This window comes from Dehalobacter sp. TeCB1 (genome assembly GCF_001707455.1).
Lineage (GTDB): Bacteria > Bacillota > Desulfitobacteriia > Desulfitobacteriales > Syntrophobotulaceae > Dehalobacter > Dehalobacter restrictus.
In genome coordinates, this window is sequence record NZ_MCHF01000002.1 from 39,480 (window position 1) to 60,527 (window position 21,048).

General features: G+C 46.9%; 21 protein-coding genes. 18 read left to right on the forward strand and 3 right to left on the reverse strand.

Going from position 1 to position 21,048, the window contains the following annotated elements; all coding sequences use genetic code 11:
• The first annotated feature begins 79 nt into the window (after positions 1-79).
• From rlmN to A7D23_RS00240, 10 genes are all read left to right on the forward strand, one after another.
• On the forward strand, positions 80-1,171 hold the full coding sequence (gene rlmN / locus A7D23_RS00195) for a 23S rRNA (adenine(2503)-C(2))-methyltransferase RlmN (RefSeq protein ID WP_176714374.1): 1,092 nt from the start codon (positions 80-82) through the stop codon (positions 1,169-1,171).
• Entirely contained in the window at positions 1,149-1,934 is a 786-nt protein-coding gene (locus A7D23_RS00200) for an FhaA domain-containing protein (protein ID WP_015044224.1), read from the forward strand. The genes rlmN and A7D23_RS00200 overlap by 23 nt, the downstream gene beginning before the upstream one ends.
• A 13-nt stretch (positions 1,935-1,947) precedes the next feature.
• Positions 1,948-2,391 (forward strand): FHA domain-containing protein, encoded by a 444-nt coding sequence (locus tag A7D23_RS00205; RefSeq protein ID WP_015044223.1) that lies wholly within the window; start codon positions 1,948-1,950, stop codon positions 2,389-2,391.
• Positions 2,378-3,100 (forward strand): Stp1/IreP family PP2C-type Ser/Thr phosphatase, encoded by a 723-nt coding sequence (locus A7D23_RS00210; protein ID WP_015044222.1) that lies wholly within the window; start codon positions 2,378-2,380, stop codon positions 3,098-3,100. The genes A7D23_RS00205 and A7D23_RS00210 overlap by 14 nt, the downstream gene beginning before the upstream one ends.
• 4 nt (positions 3,101-3,104) lie before the next feature.
• Positions 3,105-4,391: an FtsW/RodA/SpoVE family cell cycle protein gene (locus tag A7D23_RS00215; protein WP_034378917.1), complete on the forward strand. Its 1,287-nt coding sequence runs from the start codon at positions 3,105-3,107 to the stop codon at positions 4,389-4,391.
• The gene (locus A7D23_RS00220; protein ID WP_015044220.1) at positions 4,388-5,803 is read left to right on the forward strand and encodes a penicillin-binding transpeptidase domain-containing protein; all 1,416 of its coding nucleotides are present in this window, start codon (positions 4,388-4,390) and stop codon (positions 5,801-5,803) included. Before A7D23_RS00215 ends, A7D23_RS00220 begins: the two co-directional genes overlap by 4 nt.
• Positions 5,803-7,479 (forward strand): Stk1 family PASTA domain-containing Ser/Thr kinase, encoded by a 1,677-nt coding sequence (gene pknB / locus A7D23_RS00225; protein WP_015044219.1) that lies wholly within the window; start codon positions 5,803-5,805, stop codon positions 7,477-7,479. The genes A7D23_RS00220 and pknB overlap by 1 nt, the downstream gene beginning before the upstream one ends.
• A gap of 90 nt (positions 7,480-7,569) precedes the next feature.
• On the forward strand, positions 7,570-8,439 hold the full coding sequence (gene rsgA / locus A7D23_RS00230) for a ribosome small subunit-dependent GTPase A (RefSeq protein WP_015044218.1): 870 nt from the start codon (positions 7,570-7,572) through the stop codon (positions 8,437-8,439).
• Between the two features lie 151 nt (positions 8,440-8,590).
• Positions 8,591-9,298, forward strand: a complete 708-nt coding sequence (rpe, locus tag A7D23_RS00235) for a ribulose-phosphate 3-epimerase (RefSeq protein WP_015044217.1) — start codon at positions 8,591-8,593, stop codon at positions 9,296-9,298.
• On the forward strand, positions 9,295-9,954 hold the full coding sequence (locus tag A7D23_RS00240; RefSeq protein WP_015044216.1) for a thiamine diphosphokinase: 660 nt from the start codon (positions 9,295-9,297) through the stop codon (positions 9,952-9,954). The genes rpe and A7D23_RS00240 overlap by 4 nt, the downstream gene beginning before the upstream one ends.
• A gap of 96 nt (positions 9,955-10,050) precedes the next feature.
• Here A7D23_RS00240 and rpmB read toward each other — a convergent pair whose 3' ends face one another.
• A complete protein-coding gene (gene rpmB, locus A7D23_RS15410; RefSeq protein WP_015044215.1) occupies positions 10,051-10,242 on the reverse strand; it encodes a 50S ribosomal protein L28 in 192 nt (63 codons plus the stop codon).
• A 341-nt stretch (positions 10,243-10,583) separates the two neighbouring features.
• Here rpmB and A7D23_RS00245 point away from each other — a divergent pair, with 341 nt between their 5' ends.
• The 6 genes from A7D23_RS00245 to A7D23_RS15415 all read left to right on the forward strand — a co-directional run bounded on the left by A7D23_RS00245 (position 10,584) and on the right by A7D23_RS15415 (position 17,238).
• Positions 10,584-10,940 carry an Asp23/Gls24 family envelope stress response protein gene (locus A7D23_RS00245; RefSeq protein ID WP_025205365.1) on the forward strand — a complete coding sequence of 119 codons (357 nt, stop codon included), beginning with the start codon at positions 10,584-10,586 and terminating at the stop codon, positions 10,938-10,940.
• A gap of 97 nt (positions 10,941-11,037) precedes the next feature.
• The gene (locus A7D23_RS00250) at positions 11,038-12,705 is read left to right on the forward strand and encodes a DAK2 domain-containing protein (RefSeq protein WP_051014058.1); all 1,668 of its coding nucleotides are present in this window, start codon (positions 11,038-11,040) and stop codon (positions 12,703-12,705) included.
• 324 nt (positions 12,706-13,029) lie between these two features.
• Positions 13,030-13,707 (forward strand): L-serine ammonia-lyase, iron-sulfur-dependent subunit beta, encoded by a 678-nt coding sequence (sdaAB, locus tag A7D23_RS00255; protein WP_034378606.1) that lies wholly within the window; start codon positions 13,030-13,032, stop codon positions 13,705-13,707.
• Positions 13,708-13,723: 16 nt separating this feature from the next.
• Positions 13,724-14,590, forward strand: a complete 867-nt coding sequence (gene sdaAA / locus A7D23_RS00260) for an L-serine ammonia-lyase, iron-sulfur-dependent, subunit alpha (protein ID WP_015044208.1) — start codon at positions 13,724-13,726, stop codon at positions 14,588-14,590.
• A gap of 4 nt (positions 14,591-14,594) precedes the next feature.
• Positions 14,595-16,976, forward strand: coding sequence for an ATP-dependent DNA helicase RecG (gene recG / locus A7D23_RS00265; RefSeq protein WP_015044207.1), 2,382 nt, complete (start codon positions 14,595-14,597; stop codon positions 16,974-16,976).
• Between the two features lie 127 nt (positions 16,977-17,103).
• The gene (locus A7D23_RS15415; protein ID WP_015044206.1) at positions 17,104-17,238 is read left to right on the forward strand and encodes a small, acid-soluble spore protein, alpha/beta type; all 135 of its coding nucleotides are present in this window, start codon (positions 17,104-17,106) and stop codon (positions 17,236-17,238) included.
• A 138-nt stretch (positions 17,239-17,376) separates the two neighbouring features.
• On the opposite strand, the gene gpr is transcribed toward A7D23_RS15415, so the two are convergent.
• Positions 17,377-18,372, reverse strand: coding sequence for a GPR endopeptidase (gene gpr, locus A7D23_RS00270; RefSeq protein ID WP_015044205.1), 996 nt, complete (start codon positions 18,370-18,372; stop codon positions 17,377-17,379).
• A 311-nt stretch (positions 18,373-18,683) separates the two neighbouring features.
• On the opposite strand from gpr, the gene rsmD reads away from it, so the two are divergent.
• Both rsmD and A7D23_RS00280 read left to right on the forward strand, forming a co-directional pair.
• Positions 18,684-19,268: a 16S rRNA (guanine(966)-N(2))-methyltransferase RsmD gene (gene rsmD / locus A7D23_RS00275; protein WP_081580532.1), complete on the forward strand. Its 585-nt coding sequence runs from the start codon at positions 18,684-18,686 to the stop codon at positions 19,266-19,268.
• 5 nt (positions 19,269-19,273) lie between these two features.
• Positions 19,274-19,762, forward strand: a complete 489-nt coding sequence (locus tag A7D23_RS00280; RefSeq protein WP_015044203.1) for an ATPase — start codon at positions 19,274-19,276, stop codon at positions 19,760-19,762.
• Between the two features lie 11 nt (positions 19,763-19,773).
• On the opposite strand, the gene ylbJ is transcribed toward A7D23_RS00280, so the two are convergent.
• The gene (gene ylbJ, locus A7D23_RS00285) at positions 19,774-20,952 is read right to left on the reverse strand and encodes a sporulation integral membrane protein YlbJ (protein ID WP_015044202.1); all 1,179 of its coding nucleotides are present in this window, start codon (positions 20,950-20,952) and stop codon (positions 19,774-19,776) included.
• Positions 20,953-21,048: the final 96 nt, after the last annotated feature.

A 21,048-nucleotide genomic window follows, 5' to 3' on the forward strand; every position in this document is an offset into this window, starting at 1 on the left:
AGCAAGTCTATGTGCTCTAATTGACAAAGCTTTACGTCTGGCGGAAAAACATGTTTAAGATTATGAAATTGGGAGAATAATACTAATTATGGAAAAGCTGGATTGCCGCGGTTGTCTTGAAGGAGAAATGCGTGCAGTATGCCTCGAAAACGGCTTGAAAAAGTTTAGGGCCAATCAGGTTTTCAACTGGGTTAATGCCAGAGGAGTTCATCATTGGGATGAAATGATGAATATCGGGAAACAGGACAGCGAACGGCTTGACAGGGTTTTCTTTATCCAGCCGCTGACTGTTTTAAAAGCGCAGCGTTCTGCCGATGGGACCCGGAAGTTTTTATTTCGCCTGGCTGATGGAGAAAGCATTGAAACGGTGCTGATGGACTATGATCATCTGACAAGCCGGGACAGACACACTCTATGTGTCTCGACTCAGGTAGGATGCCCTGTGGGATGCCCTTTCTGTGCAACCGGAATGGATGGATTCCGCCGAAACTTGACTGCAGGAGAGATCACCGGCCAGGTGCTCGAAATCAGTCGGCTGCTTCAGCAGGAGGACCCGAAATTCACGGTAACCAATATTGTTTTCATGGGGATGGGCGAACCTTTTCTTAATTATGATGCGGTGATGAAAGCGATTCGAATCCTGAACAGCGAGAACGGTCAGAATATCGGCATGCGGAGAATGACCATCTCGACGAGCGGTGTTGCCCCCAAGATCATTCAACTGGCACAGGACAACCCGCAAGTCGGTTTGGCTGTATCGCTTCATTCAGTCAGAAATGAAGTCAGGGATACGCTGGTTCCTATCAACAGGAGATATCCATTGCAGGAACTGCTGGAAGCCTGCCGGTATTATTCCGATCAGACGAACAGAAGAGTTACATTTGAGTTTGCTTTACACCAACAGAATGTCTCCAAAGAGGAAGCAGAGAAACTGGTCGTTCTCCTTAAGGGCATGCTGGCCCATGTCAATTTGATCCCCATTAATCCGGTAATCGGCAGCGACGTTCAAAGAGCGGGCAAAGAGCGGTTAACGATGTTCAAAAGGGTTCTCGAGGCGGGCAAGATTCCTGTTTCGATCAGAGAAGAAAAAGGCCTGGACATTGACGCAGCCTGTGGTCAGCTTAGACAGCGTTTGGAGTGTGAGGAGTATGCGTCTCTTAAACAAAGTTGAATCGATCGCCGAACAGATGGCTACATTTTTGTTCAGCAAGTCGGTGGGCACGATTCAGCCTGTTCAGGTTGCCAGGGAACTCAATAAAATAATGCTGAAAAATAAGCAGGTCAGCATATCCCATGTCTATGTCCCGAATGTTTACACTGTAAGTTTAAACCCTGAGGATTATGCGGTCTTGGAAAGTTTTGGAGAGACACTGCTGGTGGAGCTGGCCAAACATCTCTATGACGAAGGGACCAGGCAGGGCTACACTTTTCTGGCGCTTCCGGTTGTGCGGATGCAGCCTTCGGAGAAGATTGATGCTGGCTTAATGAAAACCCAGGTTGAGTTTAAAGATTCTGTTGTCGCCAATTGGCGGATTAACGAAGAAAAACTGCCTGCGGAAGATGAAGAAATGGAAAAAACAACAGTTCTGGCGGATGCTGCAAGATTAATCATGGCATCATCCAAAACAGTCAGCAGGAAAACTCATCCTTATCTCGAAGTTATAAAAGGGACAAATGAAGGTGAGATTTACGATCTTAATAAGGACGAGTATATCGTCGGACGCCAGGAAGATTGTGATATCGAAGTCAGAGACCTGGAGATCTCCCGTCACCATTTGAAGCTTTATACAGAGAATAGAAGGTGGTTTGTTCAGGATCTAGGCAGTACCAACGGTACCTATCTGAACAAATTAAGGGTTGACCGCTATATGGTAAATCCTGGGGACAGGATAAAGGCCGGACAAACGCATTTTCAATTTCAGGTAGATAAGTAAAGTCGGTGATTGAATGCAAATGCTTACGGTAGTTGGAAGGATTGTATTTGTTGGTTTTATCTATCTCTTTCTCTTACGGATATTGACGGTTATGCTGGCCGATTTAAGGTCGAGGGGAATCATGAGCAAAACCGAATCTGATCTTGGCTGTATCGAGGTCTTAGGCGGAGCTGAAAAGCTACCCAAAGGACGCAAGATTAAGATTGATTCCCGGGGGCTTTCCATCGGAAGAGGAAAGCACAACGATATCGTCGTTCCGGACCATTATTGTTCGCTGGATCATGCTGAATTCAAGCATAACAGAGGGATGACAACGCTGGAGGATGTTGGGAGCACGAATGGTACCTGGGTGAACGGAGAACGGATCAACTCCCAGGTCCAGCTTGTTTCCGGTGACTTCATCAAGATAGGCAGCATTACTTTTCTATATTCGAGGTGGGGAAATGAAAGCAGTTAGGATTTATGAGACCGGTTGTGTTAGAAAAAACAATGAAGATTATTTTCTTATATTGCCGGAGGAGTCATTTTTTGCGGTGGCCGATGGAATGGGCGGACATAATGCCGGGGAAATAGCTTCGAGGATCGCGGTCGAACAATTAGAGGAAAAAGCAGCTGAATTAAAATCTTCGGATATTCAGGATATGCAGGACTGGATCGTTCAGGCTGTGAATCAGGCCAACCGTGAAGTATACGAGGTATCGCTTCGGACTGAAGGGACGGAAGGCATGGGAACAACCCTGACTGCTCTGATGATCTATGACAATAAAGCCGTTGTTGGCCATGTGGGCGACAGCAGGATTTATTTATGGCGAAATCAGACCCTCACGCTCCTGTCGGAGGATCATTCCATGGTAAACGAACTTGTCCGCCTCGGAGAGCTGACGGAGGAGAAAGCCAAAAATCATCCGCACAAGCATGTTTTGTCCAGAGCGCTGGGTGTGGAGCTCAACATTGATGTAGATTGTTTCCAACTTAAAGTACAGGACGGAGATGTTTTTCTTCTGTGCACGGATGGCTTTTCGAATGAAATTAGTGATCAGGAGATTGCTGCGGAGTTTTCCGAGGCTAAATCATGGGATGACCATCTCGAAACCTTGAAGAATGTTGTGATCGAACGGGGGGCTCCGGATAATTTTACGGCAATATGCTGTATTGTGGAGCGGTGAGAACATGCTACATCGTCTATCTTTGAGAGTTCTGACTTTAGTAATTCTATGGATGGGACTCGGTGTACTGAAACTGGATGATATGAGTGAAAGCGGTTTTTTCCTGCAAGGAGCTGTATTTTCTTTTTTGATCCTAGCAGGTGCCTTGTTTGAAATATTTTTTTGCTATCAGGGAGATCCGTATCTCCTGCCGGTAGTTCAGACCATCCTCGCGATTGGCTTGGTTTTTCTAGCAAGGATCAATCCTGCCCAGGCGGCGGACCAATTTATCTGGGCGAATCTGGGCTTGATCATTTACTATGCTGTCTTTTTTATTTTACGAGATTACCGCAAGCTTGGTGAGTATCAGTATCTCTGGGGAATGCTGGCCTTGCTTATGCTTCTGCTGACGCTGATATTTGGGACCACCATCAATGGTGCGACAAGCTGGTTTAGGTTTGCCGGGGTGGGTTTCCAGCCCGAGGAGCTCGTCAAAGTGGCCCTGCTTCTTTTCCTGGCATCCTATTTAAGTGATAATAAAGAGCTTTTGCGTTTTGGAACGATTCAGGTTGGGAGACTTTCTCTGCCTGATGCCAAAACAATGGGCCCGTTTGTTTTTATCGGCGTATTTGTTCTCGGATTGCTGGGTGCCCAGAAAAGCCTTGGAACGGCGCTGGTATTCTTCCTTCTTATGGTGTTTATCTTGTATGTCGCAACCGAAAGACTGCTTTATCTCGTGGTTTCCGTTCCGTTGGTCATGGCGACAGGGGCAGCTGGTTATTTCCTGTTTGATCATGTCCGCGTAAGGGTTGCTACCTGGATTAACCCGTGGCTGGATGCCAGCGGCGGGGCTTATCAGATCTCCCAGTCGATCTTCGCCATAAGTGGGGGAAGGCTTCTGGGGACAGGTCTCGGAAATGGGATAGGTGCTTACCAGATTCCGAATGCGGACACTGATTTTATCTTTTCGGTGATTGCTGAGGAAATTGGTTTTATTGGCGCAATGGCAATCATCAGTCTGTTTATTATTGTCGTAATGCGCTGTTTCTGCGTCAGCACCAGAGCTGTGGATCGGTTTGGCCAGATCCTGGCGGCGGGAATAGGCATTCTGATCGGTGTGGAAGCGCTGATCATCCTGGCCGGGGTGACCAAAATGCTTCCGCTTACAGGTCTGCCTTTGCCTTGGATGAGCTACGGGGGAAGTTCCATGGTCGGACACTTTTTACTCCTTGGGATTCTGGCCGGCATTTCTCATAGCTCAGCTTTCTCCGTGAGTCAGATACCAATCGGAAAGCAGGCAGATGCCTTATGAACAATGGAATCCGCAAAATTGCACTGATCATGGTTTTTAGCTTTGTTTTTCTAAGCCTGGGTCTGGTATACTGGCAAGTGGTTAAGGCCGATGAGATGCTGGATAATCCAGCTAACCGGCGCGCGGTTTATTTAGAGGAAAGAATTACCCGGGGCGGCATTTTTGACCGCAACGGCGTTGTTCTGGCAAAGACGGAGCAAACCGCTGACGGAAAAGTCAGAACGTATCCGCAGGGTGAGATGTTTGAGCCTTTACTGGGGTATGCCACAGTAAAATACGGTTCTGCCGGCCTTGAAGCAACGGAGGCGGAAACACTTCTCGGAATGAAGAATCCTTCCATTCTCAGACGGATTCAGAATGCATTTGAATTGCAGAGAACAGGTAATGACCTGATACTGACACTTGATTCCCGTCTACAGGAGACTGCTTATCAGAGTTTGCAGGGCAAGACCGGAGCAGTGGTGGCAATCGATCCGCAAAACGGGGATGTTCTGGCGCTGGTCAGTCAGCCAAGCTATGATGCTGGAGCAATTGAACAGGACTGGGACAAGATTATTGCTGAGGAGGACAGTCCGCTGGTGAACCACGCTTTCTCGTTGTTTCCTCCAGGATCAATTATGAAAGTTATTACTTCAGCAGCCATTTTTCAGGCAGGACTCGACACAACGGAGCTTTATGATTGTGAAGGTTCTACTGTGATTAACGGGCAGACGATCCAGGAACAAAATGATAAAGCGCATGGCTGGGTCAATTATGATCTTGCTTTGGCCTACTCCTGCAATACTTATTTTGCTCAGTATGGGATCAAAGCTGGTGTGAATCATTTTTTGGAGGCTGTGTCCAATTTCGGATTTGGCAGGGATATCCCGTTTGATCAGTATGTTCCGATCAGTTCAATTACCAGGGATGACCCTTTGCCGGAGAACTTAAGCCTCAATTTGTTTGCCGAGAGTACCTTCGGTCAGGGTCAGGTAATGGTTAGTCCTTTCCATATGGCCTTGATCACAGCCGGAGTTGCCAATGACGGCAAAATAATGGTTCCACATTTGATTGACAGTGTGCTCGATTCCAAGCAAAATAGTATCTATCGAAGGACACCTGAAGTTTGGCTGACGCCTCTCAGTAAGGAAGAAGCAGAAAAAATAACAAGCGGCATGGTTTTGGCTGTCAATAAAGGAACAGCATCTCCCGGAGCCATATCTGGGGCCCAAATAGCAGCAAAAACTGGCTCGGCTGAACCGGGAGGAGACGGGGATACCCACGCCTGGTATATTGCTTTCGCTCCTGCGGAGAATCCGGAAATAGCTGTAGCGGTCCTGGTGGAACATGGCGGAACCGGCGGCGGAGCGGCAGCGCCGATTGCTAAAGCAGTCATAGAGAAAGCACTTGAATTGAAAGAAGGTGAAAACTAATGGAAAAGATGTTCGGAGGAAGATATGAAATAGAAGAAAAAATTGGGGCCGGAGGGATGGCAATCGTCTACCGGGCCAAGGATACATTACTGAACAGAACCGTTGCTATCAAGGTCCTGCGGGAACAGTACGCTTCCGATGAGGGTTTTATCCGTCGTTTTCGCCGGGAAGCGCAGTCTGCAGCCAGCCTGTCTCACCAGAACATCGTTTCGATCTATGATGTGGGCAGAGACGGGAACGAAGATTATATTGTCATGGAGTATGTCAAAGGCCAGACGTTAAAGGATATTATCCGTACGCAAGCGCCTCTTTCCCAGGATAAGGCGATTCATATTGTCCGTCAGATTGCTGAAGCACTGGTTCATGCACATGCCAACAATATTATTCATCGGGATATCAAACCGCAGAATATTTTAATTGCACCGGATGGAAGGGCCAAAGTTACTGATTTTGGGATAGCCAGAGCCGCCTCTTCGGCAACCGTCACCCATACCGGGGATATCGTCGGCTCAGTGCATTACCTGTCACCGGAACAGGCCAAGGGTTCCCAAACCACGGAACAGTCCGATATCTATTCGCTTGGAATCATCCTTTATGAACTGATTGCGGGAAGGCTTCCGTATGATGGAGATACCGCGATTACCATTGCCTTGAAGCATATCCAGGAGGAAGTCGAGCTGCCCGGGAAGCTTGTTGCCGGAGTCAGCCCGGAACTGGAAACCGTGATCATGAAAGCACTGGCCAAATCACTTCAAGACCGCTATAAAAGTGCAGCGGAATTTCTCGAGGATCTCGACAGGATCGAAGCCGGAGAGATCATTGTTTGGGAAAAAAGACAGGCCAGAGACCATGAAGATACCATGCAGACCCAGGTTCATAGGGGCTTGAAGGATAAAGTAATCCCGAATGAGGCCAAGAATGATGCGCTTCTGCGTACCAAAAAGCGCAAGAAAAAAATTCCGATGCTGGTTATGATTGCTATTGCCGCACTGATTGTAGTTGTCGGGACATCCTCAGGAGTTTGGGTTTTCACCCATACACAGGTGGTTAACGTTCCGGATCTTACGGGTAAGACTGTAGAAGAAGCTAAAATCGAATTGACCAAAGCCCGTCTAGTTCTCGGCAACCGGACCGAAACCTACAGCGATGAAATTAAGCAGGGTGGGATTGTTTCTCAAAGCATTAAGCCGAAGAGTGAAGTTAAGGCTGGAAGGTCAGTGGACATTGAGATCAGCAAAGGGGTAGAATACATTAAAGTACCGAATGTAACAACCGGGTATCCACTTCAGGAAAACGCTGAGAGTACGCTTAAGGAAGCCGGTTTTACGAATATTACGGTCAAAACAATGCTGAGCGCTTCCGTTTCGAAAGGACATGTTTTCGGACAATCGGTTGCGCCCGGTTCGACCTGGACAAAGAACGGAGAGATCGAACTGTTTGTCAGCGAAGGGATTCAACCAACGATTACCGCTATGCCTGATTTTACAGGCATGTCACTGGAGTTTACCACGGATTACCTAGAAAAATACGATATGAAAGTAATGCCGATCATGGAAGAATCGGATTTATTTCCGGAGAAAGCCGTGATTACAACTGAACCCAAACCGGGCAAACCAATCCAGCAGGGTTCGGAAGTGACCATCGTTGTGTCTCAGGGACCGGGACCCCCGGCCTAAAATGACCCAAATATCTGATGCTATCATTTTTTTGACATGATAAGAGGTACAGGAGTTATTTGAATTAGAGCGGAGGAAAGAACAGGATATATGCTGATTCAGGGAACATTGATGAAAGGATATGCCGGCTTTTATTACGTATACGCCGATGACCGGGTATGGGAATGCTCCCTGCGCGGTCGTTTTCGTGTAAAAAAGCAGGAATTTATCCCCGGCGACAAGGTGATGGTTCTTCCAGGAACAGGGGATAAGGCCACGATTGAAAAGGTACTCGAACGTCAAAATTCTCTGGTCAGGCCGTATATTGCAAATGTGGATCAGGTTCTCTTGGTCTTCTCCTTGAAGACCCCTGATCCGGATTACAATTTGCTGGACAGGCTGCTCATTCAGGCCGGGGAAGCAGGAATCAGCATTTTGATCGTATTCACCAAGGAAGATCTGGATGTTGGAAATAAAACCCCATCTGTCGATTACCGCAGGATCGGCTATGAAGTCGTCCAGGTGTCGAATCGGACTCTGACAGGGATTGATGAAATTGCTGAAAGGCTCAAGGGCAATGTGTCTGTGTTAGCAGGACCTTCCGGATCTGGCAAATCCAGCCTGATCAATGCTCTGAATCCCGGGAAGACACTTAAAACAGGTAACGTCAGCGACAAAATCGGCCGGGGAAGGCATACAACCAGGCATGTCGAGCTTCTTTCCGTAGCAGGAGGACTTGTTGCAGATACGCCGGGATTTTCATCCCTGTACCTGCCCGAAATGAAGAGAGAGGAACTGCAATCCTACTTTCCTGAGTTTGTCCGGATTAAACATGAATGCCGCTTTTCAAGCTGCCTTCATGACAAGGAACCTGACTGTGCTGTAAAAGAAGCCCTGAGCGAGAGCCTTATTAATTCTTCCAGATATGAGCACTATCTGCAGTTTTTAAAAGAAGTCATCGAACATGAAAAAAAATATTAGATGTATCAGAACTTAACTTAGAATTTTTTTGATACCCTAATAAAGGGTTTCAGGGCTGAACGAAGAATAATTACAGAAAACCGTACAATTAATGATAAGAAACTGCACGCAGCCAAAGAAACAGCACCATAGGTTTGGAAGGAGGATCTTTATGGCTTTGACGATTGCCCCATCGATACTGTCTGCCAATTTTGCCAGATTGGGAGAGGACGTCAGTCTTGTTGAAAATGCGGGGATTGATATGCTGCATATAGATATTATGGATGGACATTTTGTTCCGAATATCTCGATAGGGCCTGCCGTTGTTGGATCGCTCCGCAAGGTCTCCGCGCTGGAGTTTGATGTTCATCTGATGATTGAACATCCTGAAAAGTATGTTGAAGATTTTGTGAAGGCAGGTGCCGACTCGATCACGATTCATGCTGAGGCGACCAGGCACCTTCACCGGGTCATCCAGCTGATCAAATCTCTGGGGGCGAATGTGGGCGTTGCACTGAACCCTGCAACCCCGCTGGAAATGCTGACATATGTTTTGCAGGAACTTGATGTTGTGTTGCTGATGACTGTGAACCCTGGTTTTGGCGGCCAAAAGTTTATTCAGGAAGTCTTGCCGAAAATCGTAGCGCTGTCGGAGATTCTGAAGGAAGTGAACCCGCTTTGCCGTATTGAGGTGGATGGCGGAATCAATGTTGAGACAGCCCGTCTGGTAAGCAAAGCCGGGGCCGAGATATTAGTAGCTGGTGCAGCTGTATTTAGTTCTCCGGATCCGCAACAGGCGATTTGTGATATCCTTGAAGCAGCCAAAGAGGAACAGCGTGATAACAAAAATAAAAGATTCCGGGGGAAGATCAAGCAATGAAGGTTGCAGTCGTGGCAAACGGAGAATGGGATGCTGCGTGGGGCCGCGGCGAACTCGCCGGGAATCATATCGAGATGTTGATCTGCGCGGACGGAGGCGGCAACAAGGCCATCGCTTCGGACAGAATCCCTGATGTATTGATCGGGGACCTCGATTCCATTACAAAAGAAAATCTGGAAAAATGTATAGCGGCCAAAACAACCGTCAAACAATATCCCTGCGAAAAAAATGAGACGGATTTAGAGCTCGCTGTGGCCTATGCAGATACATATTTAGATTCTCAGGGATGTTTTCAGGACGAAATCGTCCTTTATGCCGCCGGCGGTAAAAGGCTGGATCACCTGATGGGGAATATCTCAATCATGATTGCGTATGCTGAGAAAGGCAGACGGCTGAAGATGAAAGACCCGAGATCCGATGCTTGGGTGATGCTTCAGGGTAAAGAGAACATCAAGGGCAGCATTGGTCAGCAGTTGTCGATCGTCGCCTTATCCGATGATGCCCGGGTATCTGCCGAAGGGCTGTACTATCAGCTGGATATGCTAAATCTTGCGCATAATTCCCCGCGTGGAATCAGCAATGTGTTTACGGATAAAGATATTTCGATTGAAATTCATGAAGGCAAAGTTCTGATCTATGTTCAGATGCCTTGTTAATCTTAAAACTTACTCCTCAAAATTGGTTGAAAAGCAAAAACCCCGGCTTTAAAGTCGGGGTTGTTTTAATCCAATCACAGTCGTTTCACGATGAAGTTAGATTGCTCGTTTCACTTTACCTGAACGAAGGCATCTTGTGCAGACTTTGACATGGGTGGGAGTACCGTTCACTACAGCACGGACACGCTGGAGGTTTGGTTTCCAGGTACGCTTGGAGCGAATATGGGAGTGACTGACACTCATCCCGGAAGAAACTCCTTTTCCGCAAACATCACAAATACTAGCCATGATTTCTTCTACCTCCTTTTCACCCAAAAATGACACTATTATAGTTTAGCAGAACTTAAAAGAATTGGCAAGGGCAGGTTTTTATTATCCGACGAGGTTTATATAGGTCTTATACATCCTGCAAATGCAAATATTTTATTCATATATTATACTACATTTACCGGGTACTGATAAGAAAAAATAAGGAGTTGTTCCCTGAGGTATTCACATAGTATTTGACGAAAGCTACCGCGTATATTATCCTAATTATATTAAAGGAAACGGTGAATCTTTCAAAATGGAATTTTATCATGCAAAAGATTAAATTGATGCTGGATTATAGGGAAAGCGAGGTTGAAAAGATGGCAAAGCTGATGGAAACAAAACTGGGAAATGTAGAAATATCAGAAGATGTTATAGCTACGATCTCAGGTGCGGCGGCAATCGAGTGCTATGGATTGGTGGGTATGGCTTCGAGAAAGATTTCGGACGGCGTTTCAGGTTTGCTTAAAAGGGAAAACTTATCCAAAGGGGTGAGTGTCACCCTTCAGGAAGAGGACTTGATCATAGACCTTAACATCATTGTGGGATACGGAATTAAAATATCGGAGGTTGCCTCCAATGTAATGGACCGGGTCCGATACACTGTCGAGACAATGACAGGTCTAAAAGTGGCTGAAGTAAACGTAAATGTTCAAGGGGTAAGATTTTTAGAATAGTTGAGAATACACTCAGATGATCTTAGGATGAGTAGGAGGATAAATTTTGAAAGCCGTGTCGGACGCTCAAAAAATTGACGGAAACGTATTAAAAGATATGATAAGGTCGGGGTCTCGTCTGCTGGAGCAAAGGAAGAAGGAAATTGATGCTTTGAATGTATTTCCGGTCCCGGACGGGGATACGGGTACAAATATGAATTTGACATTCAAAGCAGCATCATTAGCAGCAGACAAGGTAACGGGCAATTCTGTGCATGAAGTCGCAAGTGCCGCTTCTACAGGTTCCCTGATGGGTGCCAGGGGGAATTCAGGTGTTATTTTGTCTCAGATCATGAGAGGGATTGCCAGGGGCTTGGAAGGTCTTAACGAAGCAAATGCTCTCCAGATGGCTCATGCGCTGCAAACGGGCGTTGAAAGCGCGTACAAGGCAGTAATGAAACCGGTCGAAGGAACAATTCTTACTGTATCCAGGGAGACTGCCCGGGGTGCATATCTTAAAGCAAAAAGCGGAACGACTGATATTTTGGAAGTTTTGAGGGCTGGTTGTGAAAAAGGTGAAGAGGCGCTGGCCAGGACGCCTGAGATGCTGCCTGTTCTGAAACAGGCAGGTGTGGTTGATGCCGGCGGTCAGGGCTTCCTGACTATTCTATACGGCTGGATCTCGGCTTTGGAAGGCAAGGAAATTGGTTACGCTGAGGTACAGCAGGAGGAGGTCCAGATTCCTGCGGTTTCAGGTATTATTGCCGTTGGAAGCCTGGAATTTCCATATTGTACTGAGTTTCTGATGAAAGGAAATGGCCTTGATCCCGATGTTATAAGACAGGCACTCCTGGACAAAGGTGACTGCTTGTTGGTCGTGGGCACGGAGGATGTGGTCAAGATCCATATTCACACCCGGAACCCCGGACTTATTTTGGATTATGCCATCAAATATGGTTCTCTGCATGAAGTTCAGATTCACAATATGCTTGCCCAGAATGAGCTGGCTGCCCATCAGGCTAAAAATGTGCCTGAAAGCAGTGAAGCTGCTTATACCGGCGGGCTCGCGGATACTTCATCAGGGGCTCCTGCAGACCAGGCGGCTTCGGCCGGGACAACAGAGGTCAAGGACTATGGGATCGTTGCCGTCGCCATGGGAGAAGGTATTGCCCAAATCTTCACCAGTCTGGGTGTCGATGAGGTTGTTTTCGGCGGTCAGACTATGAATCCGAGTACCAGTGATCTTGCCGAAGCGATTAGGAAAGTTCCCGCCCGCCATATTTTCCTTCTGCCGAACAACAGTAACATCATCATGGCGGCCGGTCAGGTCAACGAACTGATTGAAGACAAAGAAATCTACGTTATTCCGACTAAGACAATACCGCAGGCGATCGCTTCTTTACTTGCTTTCAATTCTGACAGCCTTCCGGAGGAAAACGTTCAAAATATGACAACGGCATTCAGACAGGTAAGTTCGGGAGAAGTAACTTATGCAGTCAGAAATTCGCAGTATGGCGAGCTGGAGATTGCCGAAGGGGATATTCTTGGCCTGATTGAGGGAACAATAAAGACGACAGGCAGAGATATTCTCGACGTTGCCAAAAATGTTCTGGAGGAAATGAATTGGCGCGAAAAGGATCTTGTCACCATTTTTTACGGTAAAGACATGGCTGAAGAAGATGTAAGCCTGCTTACGGACTGGCTTAGCGAGGAGAAACCGGAGATTGAAGTCGAGGTTTATTCCGGGAAACAGCCATTATATTATTATATTCTCGGGGTTGAATAAACAAAAAACTTCGGCTTCGGCCGAAGTTTTTTTTATCAAGCCGGTTTCTCGATGTAGGTCTTCGAACGTGTCTTGTTAGGGCAGATCTCCTGAGCCAATCTGCTAGGGTAAGTCTGCATGCCACAATACCGCTTTCGGCTATTGCGTCTTCCTTGACGCAAAAAGCCGCGCTACGCCATCCAGGCTTCGCTTGTCGCGGAACTGTGGCCCCCAGACTTACCCTAGCATAATGGTTATGTAAGTAAGCCATCCATAGTAAATGTATGAATGTATGAATGGATGAAAACGGATTACCCCAAATTATTACTGAAGGAAGGTGAGCCGGTGAAGGTCGGAAGCGTTTTTGATTTGCTGGGGCCGGTGATGGTCGGGCCCTCAAGTTCCCATACGGCGGGGGCGGTCAGGCTTGGTCTGATGGCTGCAAAAATACTTGGCGCCAAAGTGAAGCAGGCCCGTATCCAGCTGCACGGTTCTTTCGCGGAGACGGGGAAGGGACATGGAACTCATCTTGCCTTGACAGCAGGGCTGCTCGGGATGAAGCCGGATGATAGCCGGATCAGGGAGGCTTCGAGGATTGCACTAGAGGCTGGGATGGAAACGGTATTTGAAAATGTCAATCTGGGTGATGTACACCCGAATTCGGTTCGTTTCCTGCTAACCGGCTGGGGCGGTGAAAAAGCTGAAATCAGTGGTTCATCGTTGGGCGGCGGGAAAATACTGATCACCGAGGTAAACGGTTTTGAAGTTGAGTTCACCGGGGAATATCCGGCTTTGATTGCAATTTATATGGATTATCCGGGAATGATAGCTGAAATAACCAAACTGCTTGCGGGCAAAGGAATCAATATTGCCCAGATGAAAGTATCCAGAGAAGGCAAAGGGCAAAATGCGCTGGCGGTTATTGAGACGGATGAGCCGATCACGGATATTCTTAGCAGCGAAATGAAAAAGATGCCGATGATCGAGCAGGTGATGTTTATTGAACCTATCATAGACATTTGACGCGGGGGGCTGACAGATGCGTTCTTATGGTGAATTAGTGGAAAAAACTGAAAAGCTTAATAAAAAAATCAGTGATATGGTTCTTCAGGAGGAATGTCTGAGGACAGGTATACCGGCTGAACAGCTGTTAAAAAAAATGAAGAACCATTATGCAGTGATGCGGGAATCAGTTGAAAGCGGAATGACTGGAGAGTGGAAATCATTGTCAGGCCTTGTAGGAGGAGAAGCTGCTCTTTTGGAGAAATATAGAGAAAGCGGCAAGTCGATTCTGGGTAATCCGGTGAACAAGGCGGCGGCCAGAGCAATGGCCGTAGCTGAGGTAAACGCCGGCATGGGAAGGATCGTTGCAGCACCGACAGCAGGATCGTGCGGCGTGTTGCCTGCTGTACTGCTGACAGTTCAAGAGATGTCGGATGCAACGGAAGAAGATGCCGTTCGGACTCTTTTTACATCTGCCGGCCTTGGGATGGTCATTGCGGAAAGAGCTAGTGTCTCAGGTGCAGAAGGCGGGTGTCAGGCTGAGATAGGTTCAGCGGCTGCCATGGCTGCAGCGGCGGCAGTGGAATTGTGCGGCGGATCGCCCGATCAAACAGCGCAGGCAGCAGCATTGGCTTTGAAAAGTTTTCTTGGTCTGGTCTGTGACCCTGTAGCCGGGCTGGTTGAGGTGCCCTGTGTAAAAAGGAATGCCATGGCAGCAGTTATAGCATTAACCGCAGCAGAAATGGCTTTGGCTGGAATCAAAAGTGCGATCCCATTGGATGAGGTCATTGATGCAATGGCTTCAATCGGCAGGGAAATGTCCTGCAGCCTCAAGGAAACGTCCCGGGGGGGACTCGCCGTCACTCCTGCGGCTCAGAAATATAAAGATCATTTGGCAAGGTGAGAATGTGCTGCAATCAGATCATTGGCGAAACAGCGTGAATAGGGCGATGAAAGCCGAGGAAAAACAGGGATTTATTAATACAGGCGCTGTCGGCGGCTTCAGCAGCTTTTTACTGGACTTGCTTGCTGAACTGGACGGTGTTTTTTCCGCGGAAAACCTCGCCTTAATGCAGTGTATTGCAGAGGAATATCAAGAAGTTAGCCCGTATAAACGACGGGCTTTATGGCGTGAACTCCAGGAACTACTGGACAAAACAACATCTTCAGATGCTCCTGGAATAGCTTCTGGAGCAATCTGCGGAACAACATCCGAAGAAGCATCAGGAACCTTTCGTACCACAGAGAAAGTCTTAACCAGCCTTGAAGTTCAGACAGGAAGCATCTGTCAGCCCCAAAATCTGCAGTATATCAAAGGTGTCGGACCGCAAAGAGCCAAACAGTTCGAAATTATGGGGATTTATACTGTTGAGGATCTTCTGCGGTATTACCCGCGCAAATATGAAATCCGATCGAAACGGCGGATTCAGGATATTCAGGACGGGGAGTATGTTACGATTGACGGGATTGTAACTGGAAGCCTGGTTACCAAAGGCAGAGTCAAGGTCGTCAAATTAAATATTGAACAGGACGGCAGAAGCATTCATGCCGTCTGGTTCAATCAAATACATATTCCAAAACAATATCCGGACGGAACAAAGGTCACTGTGACAGGAAAAGCACAATGGCGCACCAGAGTCCCGGAATTGCTCGCGTCCGAAATCAGGAAAGGACTTTACGAGGGTCCTGCTCAAAAAATGGTTCCAGTATATTCGGAAACAGCCCGTCTCAATTCGAAAACTATCCGGGAGATCATCCAGGTTATTTTGCCGCAGGCTGACCGAATCTTTGACGAGTTCTTTCCGTATGAGGAAAACAATTTGATGGAACGGCGGCAAGCCATCAAAGAAATTCATTTTCCGCACTCCGCGGAAACCTTGAAAAAGGCACGTGAAAGACTGGTCGTTGAGGAAATCCTTCTGCTCCAGCTGGCGTTGGCTAGGCTTCGTTCCCCCGGGCCTCAGAAAGCAGGTCTCGTTTTAAACCAGGGTGGAGCTTTGGCCCAAAAATTTGTTTCCGGGCTTCCTTTTCGGCTGACGGGTGCCCAGCAAAGAGTCATCCAGGAAATATTCCGAGATATGGGGAGCATCGAAAAGCCGATGGCCCGTTTGCTTCAGGGCGATGTTGGATCAGGTAAAACCGTGGTAGCAATGGCTGCCCTGCTGCAGGCTGTGGGCTCGGGTTTTCAGGCCGCTATGATGGCGCCGACTGAGGTGCTTGCCCAGCAGCACTATGAATCGCTGCAGGCCGCGTTTGAACCTTTGGGGGTAAAAGTTGTATTCCTTGTCGGGAACCAAAGTAAGCCTGAAAGGGAACAAATCTTAGGACAGATTTTGAGCGGAAAAGCCCAGGTTGTCGTCGGAACCCAGACCCTCATTCAGGAATCCGTCCGATTTAACGCCCTCGGTCTTGCCATCACCGATGAACAGCACCGGTTTGGCGTCAGACAGCGGACCCTATTGCAGGACAAAGGCGAGAACCCACATGTCCTGGTGATGACCGCTACTCCGATCCCGAGGACGCTTGCGCTGACTTTATACGGCGATCTTCAGCTTTCGGTGCTAGATGAGCTTCCTGCTGGCAGGAAGCCGATTATCACCAGGAAAATTTCAGACCGCAGCCGCTCCAGCATGGAAAAATTTCTGAAGCAGCATGTCGCTGCGGGTCGGCAAATCTTTGTCGTTTGTCCGCTTGTCGAGGAAACAGAAAAATCGGATTTTGTTTCAGCAACTCAAAAGGCTGATGAATTGAGCCGCATTTTTGAAGGAAGCAGTGTTGCGCTTCTGCACGGAAGAATGAAAGGACAGGAGAAAGAGGAGATCATGCAGCGCTTCCGACGCGGGGAGATTGATATCCTGGTTACGACAACTGTCGTCGAAGTCGGAGTCAATGTACCGAATGCGTCTGTGATGGTGATCGAGGATGCTGAAAGATTCGGGCTTGCCCAGCTGCACCAACTTCGCGGAAGAGTCGGACGCGGACAAGAACAGTCGTATTGTCTTCTGATCAGCAATACCCGGGACAGTGCCCGGCTGAATGTTCTTTGTGAGACAGAGGACGGCTTCCGGATTGCCGAGGAGGATTTGAAGATCCGGGGCCCGGGAGAGCTGCTTGGGCTTCGCCAGCATGGCGTACCGGAGTTAAAGCTTACAGACCTGGGAACTGACGGAAGACTGGTTGAAAAAGCCTATCAACTGCTTCAAAAGGTTCTGAAAGATCCTCAAAAATACGAAAAAGCCTATCAGGAAGTCAGCCGCCTTTATCCCAAAGAAAAAATCGGAGTGAATTAGTGCTGAGAGCAATTTTATACGATGAACAAGTCACAGTACGTATGATTTTTTTACACAGGCTCATACTATTTCTTGTCGGCACATTCCAGTCATGGATTGATGCAGAACTTTCAAGGAGGCAGAGGGCATGACAGAGACGAAAAAAGATACGACAAGTGAATTGGAAAATCTTAAATATGAAATTGCGCAAGAGATGGGTCTTACCCAGAAAAAAACAAAAAGAAAAAGTAAAAACAGAGAAGACGTAACGAATAACGAATGACGAGATACGGAATAAAAAACCTTCTGTTGAAGCATTGATTGATAGGCTTCAACAAAAGGTTTTTTAGTTACGGTTAAAGGATATTCTTCCTCTTATAATCATTATAGTTATTCGGGTCGATGTAAAAAAGTAGATTGTTTAATGGAGGTAGGTCTCAAAATTATGGCCGTCAATTCCGGGATGAATGCTCTGGTTGATTGCTGCAGCAATAATTTTAGCGCTTCTTTCAATTAATTCATCGACTTCCTTGGGTGTAACCATCAGGCTGCCCTCGTAAGGCGACAAGGCTTTCTGCATGACATTCATCAAGACCTGTTCATTTTCCTGTTGATAAATTTTGGCCAGGGAAGGTTCGGATTCCATTTGTTCAAAAAGCTCTTCGATAGTCTTATGCGCAATGATTGCAGCATTGACAACAGTCGGAACGCCGATAGCAATGACTTTGCAGCCAAGGGTTTCTTCGTTGAGCCCTTTGCGGTGATTGCCAATTCCGGAACCAGGATTGATCCCGGTATCCGCTAATTGAATGGTTGTGCCGATTCTATCCAGTGCACCTGCGGCCAGGGCATCGATTGCGATCACATAATCCGGACGGACATGTTCAACCAGTCCGCGGATTACCTCCGCCGTCTCGATTCCGGTCAGGCCAAGCACACCAGGTGATATCGCTGACACTTGGCGCACTTTCCCCTCAATTTCTTCGGGGGTATAATGAAAAAGGTGACGGGTGACCATGATTTTCTCGACAACTTTGGGCCCAAGCGCGTCTGGAGTTGCCTGCCAGTTGCCAAGACCAACGATCAAAAAACTGGTATCTTCCTTAAAATTAAACAATCCGGCGAGATGCCTTGCTAATACTGCAACGATTTTATTGTGCTGCTGGTAGTTGTTTTCTTTGATATCCGGAGCATCAATTGTAATATAATTTCCTTTAGGCCTGCCCAATTCTTTTTCACCTTTGGCATTTATGATTTGAATTGCGGTGACAGTTGCCTCTTGAAGTTCTTCTTTTTTCATGATGACGCCCGCTATCTCCTGGCCGCTTTCTCCCCGCAGCAAGTCATGGGCTTCCACCGCCAGGTCGAGAGAAATATTCATTTTTTTTAGAAAGCTTGATTTGTTCGATAATTTCATATCGGCAGCAGCTCCTTTTTAAATCTGTTTTAGTATGTTGGATTTCTAACACAGATATTCAAATCAGGAAGATTAATGAGTTAAAGATAAATGAGTAAAAGGTAAAATGGCAAATTCAAATTGCGCATCAAATGAAATATTAATTGGAGATTCAAGAGATTCAAGTCGGAGATTCATTAGATACTGGAATGGAATAATATGTTTTTCGTTTGGAATCAGATATGATATACTAAAAAAATGGAAGTATCCTGTAAAAAAATATTTAAATCAGGTTAGATCATTGTATAATAAAAGGATATAGTGAAGACATCATACTCAGAGGATTAAACATCGTGCGAATTATTTCAGGGCAATGGAAAGGCCGCAATTTAAAAACTGTTAAAGGCATGGATACCCGTCCGACTTCCGATAAAGTCAAAGGGGCGATTTTCAATATTCTTGCCGGCAAGGTAATGAACGCCAGAGTGCTGGATCTTTTTGCGGGAACCGGAAACCTTTCCTTTGAAGCTTTGTCCAGGGGGGCCCGTCATGCTGTTCTGGTTGAGAAAGATACTTCAGCCCTGGAGACAATCAGAAAGAATGCCGAAATTCTAGGGGCAGCACCAAGGACCAGCATACTCCGGATGGACGCAATGAATTTTTTTAAACAAGCAGTTCAGGAACGCTTTGACTTAATTTTTCTTGATCCGCCTTATCGGCGGGGACTGGCCAACATGGCCCTTGCCTATTTGCAGACGCATCCTGTGTTAAATCCCAGTGGAGTCATTATCATTGAAACTTCTTCAGACGAAACCATTGATGATGCGATAGATCCTCTGGAGATAAGGTTAACAAGAGAATATGGAGATACCAGGTTATGGTTTATTCAGAACAAAGAAGAGCATGAGGAGGGATAATTCCTTTGGAAAATCATTTGATTGATCTCATTGAACAGTTGGAAGAAGTGCTTGACCATGGAACCAAGGTGCCTTTAACCGGCAAGATCATGGTTGATGAAGAAACAGTATTAGAAATATTGGATGGAATTCGTTCCGTTCTGCCCGAGGAAATCAAACAGGCGAATTATGTTTTGGCTGAAAGAGACCGCTATATGGAAGAAGCTCGCAGCGATGGGCAGAGAATTGTAGACCGGGCGCAAAAGCAGGCTGACCAGCTGCTTCAGGAAAATGAGATTGTTGCTCAATCCCGGGCTTATGCCGAAGAAATTGTCTTAAAGGCGCAGCAGTATTCCCGCGAAGTAAAATTAGGCGCTTTGAAATATTCCGATGATCTGCTTCAGGATATTGAATCAAAAATGGGAGAGGCTTTTCAATCCATCAAAGCCAGCCGGGAAGAATTAAATGCCATGGCCCGCTGGGATGAACGGGTTCAGACCATGGAGCAGGAATAAACAAATTTATCTTAATGGCGGTGCACTTTTTTCCATATTCCAATCATGAAGACAATGAAAAGCAGAGCCAAAATGCATAGGCCAAAATACAGGCTGCTCCATCTTAAGGACAACAGCCAGGAAGCATCACCTCCAGTTAGCTGTACAGGGAGGCCGGAGGTTGGAATATCGCTGAATTTTAGCAGCAGCTGACTGATCAGAAGCGCCAAAATGGAATGGATGGTTCTGCCGGCTACAAATGGAAGGAGCCGAAGGTCTGTCGACACTGTAAAGCTGGATACCTGTGCAAAAACAGAAATCCCCCCCCATCCAAGCAGCAAGGCCAGAACCCCAATCTTGCTGTTCAGGGATGAAAAGGCCTGGACGGCTGCATTACAGCCCAAGGTGGTTTCCAGGAATCCCTGGATGATGGCATTTGCTTCCAGAACAGAAATGGATCCGGCCGAGAGGAAATGGAATGTGTCGGCTAGAACGGAGCTCAGATGCGTTACTGTTAGAAGATGGGTTATTACAGAGAAAAAAATGATATATCCTCCAACCAGGATAATCGTTGACGTACTTTCCCTGACTGCATCAGCCAATAATGCGCCAATGGTTTTATTGTTTTGTTGGAGGTTTTTTAATTCACGCAAAGCCTTTCTCCAGGAAGAATTCGTTCTTGGAATAGGCTTTTCGGATGAAACACCATAATTACGAAAAATTAAACCGACCAGCAGGTTGGCCAGATAAACAGATCCTGCAATAATAATACCCAGAGCAGGGTTTCCAAGCATCCCCGACGCCACTGCCCCGAACATAAAACCTGGACTGGGATTGCTAGTAAAAGCAAGAAGTCTTTCCCCTTCGATCCGTGTAATATCTCCGTTTTTCCTGAGTTTGCATGTCAGTATCGCTCCAATCGGAATCCCCGAAGTATGTGTCATGGCCAAAACAAAAGAGGCTTTGCCCGGCAGACGGAAAACAGGACGCATCAGTGGTTCGAGCAAGACTCCTAGAAAGTTGACCAGGCCAAGCTGCAGAAGAAGTTCAGAGACAATGAAGAATGGAAATAAGGCCGGCAAGATATAATTTACCCAAAGCGTTAAGCCTTTGGAGGCAGAACTCAATACTTCCTGAGGATAAATGAACATACAGGCGGCAAGTATTAAAAAGAGCAGGATTCTCAGGAATGGCAAGGCAGTCGTCACCATCCTTTAGCGTATTTAGAATGGAACACCAAAATGGGGTTGACAGGGCACAAAGATATGATAGACTCTTTATAATCAGTTCATATATTGTTTATTTTA